Genomic DNA, 12,205 nt, shown 5'->3' on the forward strand with positions numbered 1-12,205 from the left:
CTTCCACATCGTTTCCCACTTCACGTTATCCCCAGGCACCCTTCCTCAACCGTCACCCCGGCGAAGGCCGGGGTCCAGTTCGTAGAGCCAGACGCTTGTGGCCCCTGGACCCCGGCCTTCGCCGGGGTGACGGTGAGAGAGATATTGAGCGGGAAGCCCTCTTCGCTGAGCGCCTGTGATGACTACCAATCAACACGCCCCCCAATGAAAGCCCCACCCATGCGCGACACGCCGGCCCCCCTGGCCACCCTCCTCACCGCGCCCTGGTTCGATCTGGCGGCGCGTGTGCTGTTGACGCTGCCTTTCTGGACCAGCGGCATCGCCAAGCTGTTCGACATCCAGGGCGCCCTGGCTGAGGCTGCCCATTTCGGGCTGGAACCGGCCTGGGTGACTGTTATCGCCACGGTGCTGGTGCAGATCGGCGGATCGGCCCTGGTGATCTGGGGGCGCTTCGTCTGGCTGGGGGCGGGCGCGCTGGGTGTGTTTACGGCCCTGGCCACCCTGATTGCCCATCCGTTCTGGACCATCGCCGATCCGATGGCCCGCTTTCACGAACGCAATACTTTCCTGGAACATGGCGGGTTGATCGGCGGGCTGGTCCTTGTCGCCATCCTGTCATGTCGCCGGCGGGGGACCCAATGATGATGACCGCCCCACAATCGTCACCCCCGCCGCGTCCCCTGTCGCTGCCTTTGTTCCGCGCGCTGTGGATCGCCACCATCGTGTCCAATATCGGCACCTGGATGCATGATGCCGGGGCCGGCTGGCTGATGACCAGCCTGTCGGATGCGCCGATCATGGTGGCGCTGGTGCAGGCGGCCACCACTTTGCCCATGTTCCTGTTCGCCCTGCCCGGCGGGGCCCTGGCGGATATCGTGGATCGCCGCCGGCTGCTGATTGGCGCCCAGCTTTGGGCGCTGATGTGCGCGGCGGCGCTGGCGGGGCTGACCTATGCCGGCCTGACGGGGCCGCTGGTGCTGCTGGCGCTGACCTTCGCCATTGCCACGGGCGCCGCCCTGTCAGCACCGGCCTTCCAGGCCATCGTGCCGGAACTGGTGCCGCGCCCGGCCCTGGCCGATGCGGTGGCGCTGAACAGTCTGGGCATCAATATTTCCCGCGCCATCGGGCCGGCGCTGGGCGGCTTCATCATTGCGGCTGCCGGCACGCCGGCCGTCTTCGCGTTGAACGCCCTGTCGGTGCTGGGGGTGATGCTGGTGCTGGTCCGCTGGCACCGGCAGGTGGCAAAGCCCACCCTGCCGGCGGAACGGTTCTTCGGTGCCTTGCGCTCCGGTGCGCGCTATGCCCGCCATTCCCCGGCCCTGCAAACGGTCTTGATCCGGTCCATCGGCTTTTTCCTGTTCGCCAGCGCGCTCTGGGCCTTTGTGCCGATCATCGCGCGGCGGGAACTGGGGCTGGGCCCTGCCGGCTATGGCGGGTTGCTGGGCTGCATGGGCGCGGGGGCCGTGCTGGGGGCGATGCTGCTGCCACGCCTGCGCCATCATGTCAGTGCCAATGGGGTGACTGTGGCGGCGACCATCCTGTTCGCCTTGGTGGCGGTGGGCCTGTCGCAGGCGTGGAATTTTGCCTCTGCGGCCTTATCCATGGCGCTGGCCGGCATGGCTTGGATCGCCATGCTGTCCAGCTTCAACGTGGCGGCCCAGATGGCGGTGCCGGCCTGGGTGAAGGCCCGCGCCCTGGCCGTCAATCTGCTGGTTTTCCAGGGGTCCATGGCGGCGGGCAGTGCGCTGTGGGGCTGGCTGGCCGGGCATCTGGGCATCCCCTTGACCCTGATGGTGGCGGCCGCCGGGATGGTGCTGGGCCTGGTGCTGGCGCTGCGCTGGCGGATCAGCGGGGATGGCGCCGGCAATCTGGCGCCTTCCGCCCACTGGCCGGCGCCGGTCGTGGCAACCGACATGCCGGTGGATCGCGGGCCGGTGATGATCACGGTGGAATATCGCATTGATCCTACGCAGGTGCCGGCCTTCACCCAGGCCATGCAGGCCCTGCGCCGCATCCGCCACCGGGATGGGGCGATAAGCTGGGGCCTGTACGAGGATGCGGCCGCGCCGGGCCGCGTGATGGAAAGTTTCGTGCTGGAAAGCTGGCTGGAACATCTGCGCCAGCATGAACGGGTGACCCATGCTGACCGGGAAGATCAAGAAGCGGTGCGCGCCTTCCATCTGGGGCCTGAGGCCCCCATCGTCCGCCATCTTATCGCCCCGTCATGAGCAGGTGGGGTGCCCTGCTTTGGGTGATGCTGCTGGCGGCGACACCGGCGCAAGGGGCTGCCCCGGTGCTGGAAACCGGCCTGGATTTGCGCCTGCGCTGGGAGGATATGGCCCATAATGAAGGGGCGGCGGGGCGCGACGCCTCTCTTTACCAGCGGGCCATGCCGTCGCTGGCCCTGCGCGGCGACGGGTTCCGCCTGTTTGCGCAAGCCATTGCGGCGGGTGTCACAGGCATGAAAGGCGATCCCGGCCCGCCTGACCGGACCGGGCTGGACCTGCTGCAAGCCGGCCTGTCGCTGGATCTGCTGGCACAAGGTGATGTGAACCTGTCTTTCAGCGGCGGGCGGGAATTGCTGGGCCTGGGGTCGGAACGGCTGATTGGCCGCCGCTATGGCGCCAATGTCCCCCAGGCTTTCGATGGCGGGCGGCTGATCCTGTCGGGCACGGGCTGGCGGGCGCAGGCGCTGGTGGAAAGGCCGGTCATCACCCGGTCGGGTGATTTTAACGACCAGCCGGGCCAGGGCCGTTCCGTGCGCGGGGTTTATGCCACGCTGGAGGGGGCCAAAGGCGTGATGGATGCCTATCTGCTGGCGACTGCGCAGGATGGCGCGCGCTATGCCCAGGGCCGGGGGGATGAACGGCGGCGCACTGCGGGCCTGCGCCTGGCGGGCACGGATGGTCCCTGGTCCTGGAACTGGGAAGGCATGGTCCAGTGGGGCCGGTTCGCCGGTACGGATATCCGCGCCTGGTCGCTGGCCAGCGAAACCGGCTACAGGCTGGATGGGCTGCCCTTGTCGCCCCGGCTGTTGCTGCGCGCCAATATTGCCAGCGGGGATGATGATCCGACCGATGGCCGGCTGGGCACCTTCAACCCGCTTTACCCGCGGGCCAAATATTTTGGCGAACTGACCCCCATCGGCCCGCGCAACATGATCAACCTCCATCCCGGCCTGGAACTGGATATGGGCAATGGGTTCGATCTGTCCTTTGCCGGCCTGTTCTACTGGCGGGAGAACCGGCGGGACGGGGTGTATAGCCTGCCGGGCCAGGTGCTGCACCCCGGCGACCCCGATGCCGGCCGCTATATCGGCCATCAGGGGGAAATGGTGCTGGGATGGGAAGGGCAGGGCTTCTCCATCGCCGCGTCCCTGTCCGCCTTCAAGCCCGGCCCGTTTCTGCGCCAGGGCGGCAGTGCCCGCACCAACACCCTGCTGGGGGTGGAACTGGGCTGGTCGCTGTAAGGGCGGTCAGGGCGTCAGGGACAGGCGGCTGATGGGGTGGATGTCATAGACATTGTCCTGCCAGCCCTGGACGCGGGGAGAAACCATGCGCTGGGAACTGCTGAACAGCAGCGGCAGCACATGGTGGCTCTCCAGGATCGCCCGCTCCTGCGCGCGCAAGCCCTGTTCAGTTGTCGATGTCTCGGCGCCGGGCGGCAGGAATGGGCTGATCGCGTATGAGGGGGCGTAGGAGACCCAGCCTGCGAAGATGAAGCCCGGATAGTCGCCATCGGCCTCTCGCCGGGTGATTATGCGCGGTTCCTGGGCGACCAGGATCGTTTCCACGCCCAGCACCTGTTTCCATTGCGCGGCGATGGACACCGCGCGGCGGCGTACCGCTTCGATCCCCGCATAGATCAACTCTACCGGCGGCGGGGTTTTCCCCTCGCCATAGCCGGCCTGGGCCAGGGCGGCGCGGGCGGCTGCCAGACGCATCTGCGGTTCCGGCACGGGGGCAGGCGGCATTTGCGTCTGCCACAGGCCCAGCGGCACCAGACCATAGGCGGGGCTGAGGCGGCCCTGGCTGGTCGCGGCGATCTGCTCACGATCAATCGCCAGGGCTAGCGCTGTCAAAAAGGCCGGATTGTCCCGCCAGGCGGGCCCGTTCAGGTTGACCCGCAGATAGTTCAGCGCGGTCCAGGGGTGGATATGCAGGCTGTCCGGCATATGGCCGCGCGCCCAGTCGACCATGGCGCCGGGCATGGTGCTGGTGACATGCAATTGTCCGGCACGGAACAGGTTCATCTCCATATCCGGGTTTTCCGACACCACCAGATCGATGCTTTCCACCAGCACCTGATCGCGACCATGGTAATGGTCGGCGCGGATCAGCCGATAGCTTTCCTGTAACCGGTGATCGGCCAGCCGGTAGGGACCGTTGCACATGAAGGCGCGGGCCGTGCCAAAGCCGGTGCCGGCGGCCTGCAGCGTCGGCCCATGGACGGGCAAGGTGACGCGATGGGCCAGCACCATGTCGAAATCGACCATGGGCCGGGATAATCTTACCAGCAGATTGTGGGCATCCAGGGCCTCAACCCCCAGCCGGTCGGACGGCAGTTCCCCGCGCCGGATGGCCGGGGCATTTTCTACGGCATCCAGCAGATCGGCAATGCCGGACCGGGTGGCCGGATCAACGGCGCGGCGCCAGGCCTGAACGAAATCATCCGCGGTGACCGCATCCCCGTTCCACCAGCGTGCATCGGGGCGCAGGTGGAAGCGCCATTCCCGCCCGTCCGCCGATATGTCCCAGCCCGTTGCCGTGCCGGGAACGGTACGGCCGGCGCTGTCTCGGGTCAGCAGCCCTTCACACAGTTCCTGCAAAACGCGCCCCGTCCCCAAGGCCAGACCCCGATGGGGGTCCAGCGTCTCCAGTTCCGGCCCGATACCGATGCGCAAGGTCTCCGCCTGGGCGCATTGGGGCAGCAGGGTAGCCAGGAACAGGGCGAGGGCGCCGACCAGGACAGCCTTGGTGGGGATCATGAAGGGCGCGGCATGTTCTGGGCGCAGGCCCGCACCAACGGGTTAAGGGTGAAACGGTCGCCGGCACTGCGCTCCAGCATGGATTTTTCATGCAGGCTGCCCAGCCATCCCGCTGGGCGGGACGGCTGGCCCTGGTCGGCCAGCAGCTTTTCCGCCTCCGGCATGGCGAAATCACCCGGCTGATCGGCCAGTGCCCGCAGGGCCTGACGTTCCGAAGGGGTCAGCAAATTGAAAGCCCAGCCCATGGCCGCGCTCACGGAATGGTGGCGTGACGGGCCGGGGCGGCGCATGCCGGGCAGGGCATGCATGGGGTCCCGGCTGGCACTGGCGGTAGCATCCAGCCCCAGCAGGCTGGTGGCGCGGGCCGCAATCTCCACCCCCAGCGGGACGCCGCCCAGATGGCGGCAGATGCGGGCAATCGTGGGGGCGGCGGCTTGATCGCCATGGAAATCCAGACCGGCGGCGCTGGCCGCCTCCAGGAACAGGGAGGTGGCGGCGGCAGGTGTCCGATCATCCTCCACGCCGGGCATCCCCAGGGGGGAAAGGCGCACGCAGTAGGGTCGCAGCCGGCGATGGGCGACATGGGACGTGATCAGGATGCCGGCCTGCGGGCAGCTTTCCATGATCCGCAGCACAAGGTCCAGTGCCCCGTCGCCCAGCAATTCTGCCCCGTCCAGCACCAGCAGACACTGGCGCTGGCCGATGGCGGCCAGCAGGGTTGCCACCAAGGCGCCCTGGATATTCAGACCAAGGGGGGCGGCGATCCGGGCTGCCAGCATATCGGCGGCGGGGGCGGGCACGCCATTCAGCCCCACCAGCCATTGACCATCGGGGAAATCCGGGGCCAGTGCGCGGGCGGCGGCCAGGGCCAGCCGGGTTTTGCCCGTGCCGGACAGGCCGGTGATGACCAGCAGCCGGTCCCGCCGCATCAGCTTCAGCACATTGGCCAGTTCCACCTCGCGCCCGGACAGGGGGGCCAGCGTGTGGGGGATATTGCCGATCGCGTGGGGCTGGTTTGGCACCGCCAGCCGGTACCCACGGCCATGGACGGTCAGGATCACCGATCCGTCACTGTCGCCGATGGCGGCGCGCAGGCCGGAAATCTGCACCGCCACATTGGCGGGATCCACAATCTGGCCCGGCCATACCCGGTCCAGCAGATATGAAGAGGACACCTCCTGCCCGACATGGTCGGCCAGGATGGACAGAAGGGTGGTCGCCCGGCGTCCCAGCGGTATGGCAGCACCAGCCCGACAGGTCAGCCTTCCGCTGGCCCGGTCAAAGCGATAGGCCCCCACCGGCATATCCGCCGGGGCCGGTTTGTCGGTTCCACGATCCGTTTCCGGTTGCATGTCGCCCCCTTCCCCCGCAGACGACGGTTCCTGTCCTGATAGAGACAGGAACCGCCAATCTATCCTTAACTGGTTGCGAAGGCCAGCAGGTCGGCATTCAGCCGTTCTTTATGGGTATCCGTCACGCCATGCGGCCCGCCTTCATAAACCTTCAACTCCGCATGGGGGACCAGCCGGGCCACGGCGCGGCCGGCGGCGTCGATCGGCACCACCTGATCGGCATCGCCATGGATGACCAGGGTGGGCAGGCCGTCGAACGACTTCAGATCCTCGGTGAAGTCGGTTTCCGAGAAGGCCTTGATGCAGTCATAGGTGGCCTTGTGGCTGGCCTGCATGCCTTGCGCCCAGAAACTGTCGATCATCCCTTGCGACGGGGTGGCGTCGGGCTTGTTGAAGCCGAAGAATGGGCCGGACGCGATATCCTGGTACAGCTTGGACCGGTCGGCCAGGCTGGCCGCGCGCAATCCGTCAAAGACCTCCATCGGCAGGCCGCCCGGATTGGCATCCGTCTTCAGCATCAGCGGCGGAACCGCGCCGACCAAGGCGATCTTGGCGACACGGGCCTTGCCATGGCGTGCGACATAGCGGGTCACCTCGCCGCCGCCAGTGGAAAAGCCGACCAGCACCGCATCGCGCAGGTCCAGCGTTTCCATCAACTGGGCCAGATCGTCGGCATAAGTGTCCATGTCATGGCCGTGCCAGGGCTGGCTGGACCGGCCATGGCCGCGCCGGTCATGGGCGATGGCGCGTAGCCCGTTGGAGGCCAGATGGAACATCTGGGCTTCCCAGCTATCCGCGTTCAACGGCCAGCCATGGCTGAACACCACGGGCCGTCCGCTGCCCCAATCCTTGTAATAAATCTGCGTGCCGTCATCCGTGATGATCGTGCCCATGGATGTTCTCCGCTTTCGTGCTGGCTGCTGGGCCGGCGCTGGCGCCGGGATGGCTCCAGCGGGATCGGCCGATGGAACTATTCAGCGGAAAAACGGATCGGGGGTGTTAAAAGAAATAAAATCCGTGCCCTATGTACAAAGTCCAGGCATGGTCCCTTGGCCTTCCCCGATGCCCCCTTGCGTCTTTATGAATATCGCAACGACCGATCGCTATATGCTGGACACTGTCCGTCGGCGCCTGCTGCGGAATGGGGAGCCTGTTGCCTTGGGTGATCGTGCCTTCGATCTGCTGCTGGCCCTGGCCGGCGGGGAGGGGCTGCCCGTTCCCGCCGATGATTTAACGGCCCGTGTCTGGCCGGGCGTGACGGTCAGTGCCGGCAATCTACGGGTTCAGATTCGTACATTGCGGCGGGCGCTGGGCGACGATGCGGTGGAGAATGTGCCGGGTGTGGGTTATCGGCTGACGCTGCCCTTGACCCCGGCGGGCATTGCTGGGCCGGGTTCGTCGGTCCTGGCTGAAGAGGTGCTGGTCGGTCGCGAGGAGGAACTGGCCCGTCTGCAGGACCTGCTGGGGCGGTCCCGGCTGGTGACGATCATCGGTCCTGGTGGTGTCGGTAAGACCTGTCTGGCCCGTGCCGCAGCGGACCGGTGCGAGGGGCTGCGTGTCGTTCATGTGGAACTGGCGCCTGTGCGGCAGCCGGGACTGGTGCCGGTGGTCACGGCGGCGGCCTTGTCCATCCCGGTGCTGACCACGGATATGATCGGCGCCATTCAGAAAGCGCTGGCCGACCAGCCGGCCCTGCTGGTGCTGGACAATGCCGAGCATCTGCTGGACGAGGTGGGGGAGTTCGCCGACAGCCTGCTGGGCACCTGCCCGGATTTGCGGCTGCTGCTGACCAGCCGTGAACCGCTGAATATCAGCGGTGAACAGTTGCTGCATCTCTGTCCCCTGTCCGTCCCGCCGGAGGATGAGGCGTCGCCGGCGGTGATCCGTACCTTCGCGGCGGTGGCACTGGTGCTGCGCAACCATCAGCGGGCTGGCTGGCCCGCCCTGGCGGATGCGGAGATGCCCGCCCTGGCCCGGCTGTGCCGACAGTTGGATGGGTTGCCGCTGGCCCTGGTGCTGCTGGCAGCAAGGCTTCGGGATTGTTCAGTGGCGGATGTGGCCCAGGCGCTGGCCGACCGGCTGCATCTGCCCCTGCCTTTGGGTGACGCCTATCGTCATGACAGCCTGGCCCATATGCTGGACTGGAGTTTCGATCTCCTGTCCGGGGAGGAGAAGCTGCTGCTCTCCCGTCTGGCGATCTTTGCCGGAACGTGGCAGCTCCCGGCGGCGATGGAAGTTTGCGGCGAAGCGCCCCTGTCCCCCCCTATCATCCCGGCGCTGGTGGCCAATCTGGTGGCGCGGTCGCTGGTGGCGGGGCCGGTGCAGACACAAAATCCTGGCCTGCGCATGCTGGAAACGATCCGCCAATATGTGGTGGCCCGCGACCCGGACCTGCTGCGGCGTGAGGGGCTGCATGCGCGGCTGGTGCGCCGGGTGGGCCATGACGCGCAGAGTTACTATTGGCAGTCTCAGCGCCTTGGATTGTCAAAAGCCGGATTGGAATCCGATTTTGCGGATCTTCGTACCGCGCTGGACTGGGCGCTTGGCGGCGGGGACATCCTGGCCGGTCAGGCTTTGGTTCCCGATGTGCTGCAGCCCTTTAACCGGGAGGGGCTTTATGCGGAGAGCGCCAGATATCTGACCCAGGCTTGGCTGGCGTGCGATGCCACGACGCCACCGGTCCTGCGCGCGATGCTGGGGCTCGCCCTGCATGGGGAAGGGGTCCCGATCCGGCTGCCGTATCACGCCTATCGGCGGGATTATGCCCGTGATGAGCTTTGGGATGCTGTTGCGGCCTTGGAGAGTGGGCGGGATTATCCGGCATATTGGCTGGCCAGAGGATTGGTTAATGCCGGATGGGTTTTACGTTACACGGGCGACCCCGCACAGACGCAGATCTTATGGGCACGGGCGGCTGCGGTTGCTGAAGCCGCCGGCAGTTATAACGATCAGTCGGCGGTCCTGTCCCTGATTGGGTGGGCGGCGGGGTGTGATGGCGACATGGAAACCGCGCGCCGCAGCTTTGACCAGTCGCTGGAGATTGCCGGGCGTATTGGGCTGCAGGGAAACCTGACCTTGTTGCGTTATGCCGATGCCGAGTTCACCAATGGCTTCACCGATCGGGCCATCGCGATGGCACAGGAGGCCATTAAGGATATGGCGGGCCTGCAGCCGGCCCTGCGCCAGACCCTTTCCGCCAACCTTGCAAGCTATCTGCTGTTAAATGACCGGCTGGAAGAAGCGGTGCCCCATGCCCTTCAGGCGTTGCGGGTATTGATCCGCCATCAATATACCCATGCCTTTGCCTGGACCTTCGAGCGCGGAGCCCTGATCGCGGCCCGGTCAGGCGAGATGGTTTTTGCAAGGCAGTTGATGATGCTGGGCGAGGAGCATCTTATTCGTGACCATCGCGACCGGACAGGCCCGGAAAAGATGGTGCATCAGCGTCTGGTCGCCGCCTTGGGCACTGACCATGCCGGCGTGCCCGTGCTGACACAGGAAGAAGCGCTGGAGCGGCTGGTCCTGCTGCTGGAAATGGGCCAGGCCGCCGCGCCTGTCTCGGGTTAAAAGTTCTAAAGCCGGTTGCTGCGCCCGCGCAAGGGCGGGCCTGGGGATTCTAGGATCGGGGTGTCTTCCCTGATTTCCCGGAACGGTCTTCCCATGGCATATCGGCATGACGCTTGCGAACCGGCCCTGCGTGGCGGGCTGGCGCCCTGGCAGATAAAGCGGGTTCTGGCGACGATGGACGCAAACCCCGTCAGTGTGCCCGCCATTGCCGATCTGGCGCAGGCCTGCGGCGTTTCCCCCGGCCATTTCTCCCGCGCCTTCAAGCAGACGACGGGCAAGCCGCCGCACCAATGGTTGATGGAGAGGCGGGTGGAGCGGGCCAAGGGTCTGCTGCTGGCCCTGGATGTCACCATTTCCACGGTTGCGCAGGAATGTGGCTTTGCCGACCAAAGCCACCTGACCCGCGTGTTTGAGCGGGTGACGGGCACCACCCCCGGCCGTTGGCGCCGTGCCCGTTCATAGCCCGATCTATCGGGCGGGTGCGCGTTCCCATTGCCAGGCATCCACCTCTTCCCCGCGCGGCTGATAGCGGATTTCCAGCCGTTCTTCCCCCCGCTTGATATCCAGCACCAGCCAGCCTTCCTGCTGCCCCTGCAACCCGTCCTGGCCGACCGGCTTCATGATCTGGTCGCCATCGCGCAAGCCCGCGCGGTCCGCGGCAGAACCGGGGATCACGCCACTGACCATGCGGGGGTTACGGGTCAGGCTGGTGGGGTCGAAACCCAGTTCATAGCGGCGCAGGCGCTTCGTCGTGCGCTGGAACTGCGGCCCGAACGCATCTGATGCAGGCAGGACCAGAGCGCCCTTCATCATGGCCTGGAATTCGGTCAAGCCCTGGGTGCCCAGTTCCTTCGTGATCAGGCTTTCCCAATCCGCCTGGACCAGCTTTTCCCCGGCTTTGCGCCGGGCCAGCAGCAGATGGACCAGATCGTCCAGCGACCGCTTGCCCTTGCTTTGCTGGCGCAATTGCCAATCGACATGGGCGAAATAGAGCGAAGCGCGGTCATAGGGCAGCACGCGCACCCGCGTATCCGCCCAGAAGCGGCTGGGGATCTCGTCATTGGGCGTATTGGCCAGCGCGTTGGTGTAGTAGCGCCCGGCATGAAAATTCAGATCCTTCAGGAACTGGTCTTCGTCGATCATCCCGGCGCGCAGCGGTAGGGCGCGCTGGTAGAACACGGCCAGCCCCTCCCCGAACCAGGAAGAGAGCAGTCCCTTGGGTTCATCCAGGGAATTGACCCAGGTGTGCAGCATCTCATGCGCAAGCGTGATTTTCAGATCATCCAGGTCGGTCTTGTCATCGAAGGTGAGCGCGAAGGAATTGGTCAACTCTACCCCGCCGCCGGGATTGACCGGGTTGGGCCGCATGAACACGCCGTAAGCGCCGGGCGTGCTGTCACCGAAGAAGCGGGAATAGAAGGCGTGCAGCGTGTCACCCCAGGCCAGCAGCCCCCCGCCATCAAAAGGCGGGTTGCCCTGCCAACTGCCAAAATAGCCTTTGGACTGTCCATCGGCCGGATAAAGCCCGACCGTGCCCGCCATGTAATAGGTGTCGCTCAGCCGTTCTGCCGGTTGATCTGTCAGGTTGGCATTGCCGATGCCCAGGCTGGACAGGCCCACCGCCCCTTGCGGCTGTGCCGACAGGTCCCAGCGCAGGCTGATATCATAAGGACGGCTGCTGTCGGCGGGCAGGATCACGAAATTATTGCCGGCGGCGGAAAAGCCACCCGTCTCGCTGCGCAGATTATAAGGCGGGGCCGCCCCGCGTACCAAGGGCGCGTTGGTAATGGGGGCACGATAGCGCACCGTCACGGTGCCGGACACAGCCCGGTCCGCGTGCCAGATGCGATAGGCGGTCAGGCCCTGTTCCGGTTCGTCATGACTGGTCAGGGAGAGGGGGCCCTGGCTGTCTGTGGCGGTCAGGCCGGTGATGGCATCGGCCACGGTCACGACATTGCTGGCGACCGTGGGCAGGCGCAGCAGCCCTTCGCCCGCCGGCGTCTGCATGTCCGTCAGGGTGATTTCCACATCGACATACGGGACAAGGCTCGTTGCCTCCGCTGACGCTGGCTTCAATACCAGGGAGAGGGCGGGTCCGGCCGTCTGGGCCCAGGCTGCCGGCATGGCTGCCAGCATCGGCAATGCCAGGGTGGTGATCAGCAGGCTTCGCCGCAGAACAGCAGACATCATCTTCCCCTTGGTATGGATCATGCGCCCTTATGGTCGCCAACAGGGCCCGGTGGCGGCAATGGCCGCCAGGGCGGGGTTTTGAAATATCCATCCCCCAGCGGCTGGTCGC

The 12,205-nt window shown here is 66.1% G+C and carries 9 protein-coding genes; 5 read left to right on the plus strand and 4 right to left on the minus strand.

The window, feature by feature from the left end; genetic code table 11:
- Positions 1-219 precede the first annotated feature (219 nt).
- The 3 genes from G473_RS0116370 to G473_RS0116380 are packed head-to-tail and all read left to right on the plus strand — an operon-like array spanning position 220 to position 3,469.
- The gene (locus tag G473_RS0116370) at positions 220-642 is read left to right on the plus strand and encodes a DoxX family protein (protein WP_210163336.1); all 423 of its coding nucleotides are present in this window, start codon (positions 220-222) and stop codon (positions 640-642) included.
- Positions 639-2,228: an MFS transporter gene (locus G473_RS0116375; protein ID WP_210163337.1), complete on the plus strand. Its 1,590-nt coding sequence runs from the start codon at positions 639-641 to the stop codon at positions 2,226-2,228. Before G473_RS0116370 ends, G473_RS0116375 begins: the two co-directional genes overlap by 4 nt.
- On the plus strand, positions 2,225-3,469 hold the full coding sequence (locus tag G473_RS0116380; protein WP_029013995.1) for an alginate export family protein: 1,245 nt from the start codon (positions 2,225-2,227) through the stop codon (positions 3,467-3,469). The genes G473_RS0116375 and G473_RS0116380 overlap by 4 nt, the downstream gene beginning before the upstream one ends.
- A gap of 6 nt (positions 3,470-3,475) precedes the next feature.
- On the opposite strand, the gene G473_RS0116385 is transcribed toward G473_RS0116380, so the two are convergent.
- The 3 genes from G473_RS0116385 to G473_RS0116395 form a co-directional block, all read right to left on the minus strand.
- Positions 3,476-4,987 carry a peptide ABC transporter substrate-binding protein gene (locus tag G473_RS0116385; RefSeq protein ID WP_029013996.1) on the minus strand — a complete coding sequence of 504 codons (1,512 nt, stop codon included), beginning with the start codon at positions 4,985-4,987 and terminating at the stop codon, positions 3,476-3,478.
- Positions 4,984-6,339, minus strand: a complete 1,356-nt coding sequence (locus G473_RS0116390; RefSeq protein ID WP_029013997.1) for an ATP-binding protein — start codon at positions 6,337-6,339, stop codon at positions 4,984-4,986. Before G473_RS0116390 ends, G473_RS0116385 begins: the two co-directional genes overlap by 4 nt.
- A gap of 65 nt (positions 6,340-6,404) precedes the next feature.
- On the minus strand, positions 6,405-7,232 hold the full coding sequence (locus tag G473_RS0116395; protein WP_029013998.1) for an alpha/beta fold hydrolase: 828 nt from the start codon (positions 7,230-7,232) through the stop codon (positions 6,405-6,407).
- A 187-nt stretch (positions 7,233-7,419) separates the two neighbouring features.
- Between G473_RS0116395 and G473_RS0116400 the strand changes: the two genes are divergently transcribed.
- Complete coding sequence (locus tag G473_RS0116400; protein ID WP_029013999.1) at positions 7,420-9,906, plus strand: ATP-binding protein; 2,487 nt, start codon at positions 7,420-7,422, stop codon at positions 9,904-9,906.
- A gap of 93 nt (positions 9,907-9,999) precedes the next feature.
- Positions 10,000-10,368 carry a helix-turn-helix domain-containing protein gene (locus G473_RS27345; RefSeq protein WP_051330355.1) on the plus strand — a complete coding sequence of 123 codons (369 nt, stop codon included), beginning with the start codon at positions 10,000-10,002 and terminating at the stop codon, positions 10,366-10,368.
- A 6-nt stretch (positions 10,369-10,374) separates the two neighbouring features.
- On the opposite strand, the gene G473_RS0116410 is transcribed toward G473_RS27345, so the two are convergent.
- On the minus strand, positions 10,375-12,096 hold the full coding sequence (locus G473_RS0116410; RefSeq protein WP_210163338.1) for a M61 family metallopeptidase: 1,722 nt from the start codon (positions 12,094-12,096) through the stop codon (positions 10,375-10,377).
- Positions 12,097-12,205 lie beyond the last annotated feature (109 nt).

Origin of the sequence: Niveispirillum irakense DSM 11586 (genome assembly GCF_000429645.1) — a bacterium.
Taxonomy (GTDB): Bacteria; Pseudomonadota; Alphaproteobacteria; order Azospirillales; family Azospirillaceae; genus Niveispirillum; species Niveispirillum irakense.

Coding starts and splice junctions, on each gene's coding strand:
- G473_RS0116375 (WP_210163337.1), top strand. CDS start 639: ATGATGATGACCGCCCCACAATCGTCACCCCCGCCGCGTCCCCTGTCG.
- G473_RS0116410 (WP_210163338.1), bottom strand. CDS start 12,096: ATGATGTCTGCTGTTCTGCGGCGAAGCCTGCTGATCACCACCCTGGCA.
- G473_RS0116390 (WP_029013997.1), bottom strand. CDS start 6,339: ATGCAACCGGAAACGGATCGTGGAACCGACAAACCGGCCCCGGCGGAT.
- G473_RS0116380 (WP_029013995.1), top strand. CDS start 2,225: ATGAGCAGGTGGGGTGCCCTGCTTTGGGTGATGCTGCTGGCGGCGACA.
- G473_RS0116400 (WP_029013999.1), top strand. CDS start 7,420: ATGAATATCGCAACGACCGATCGCTATATGCTGGACACTGTCCGTCGG.
- G473_RS0116370 (WP_210163336.1), top strand. CDS start 220: ATGCGCGACACGCCGGCCCCCCTGGCCACCCTCCTCACCGCGCCCTGG.
- G473_RS0116385 (WP_029013996.1), bottom strand. CDS start 4,987: ATGATCCCCACCAAGGCTGTCCTGGTCGGCGCCCTCGCCCTGTTCCTG.
- G473_RS27345 (WP_051330355.1), top strand. CDS start 10,000: ATGGCATATCGGCATGACGCTTGCGAACCGGCCCTGCGTGGCGGGCTG.
- G473_RS0116395 (WP_029013998.1), bottom strand. CDS start 7,232: ATGGGCACGATCATCACGGATGACGGCACGCAGATTTATTACAAGGAT.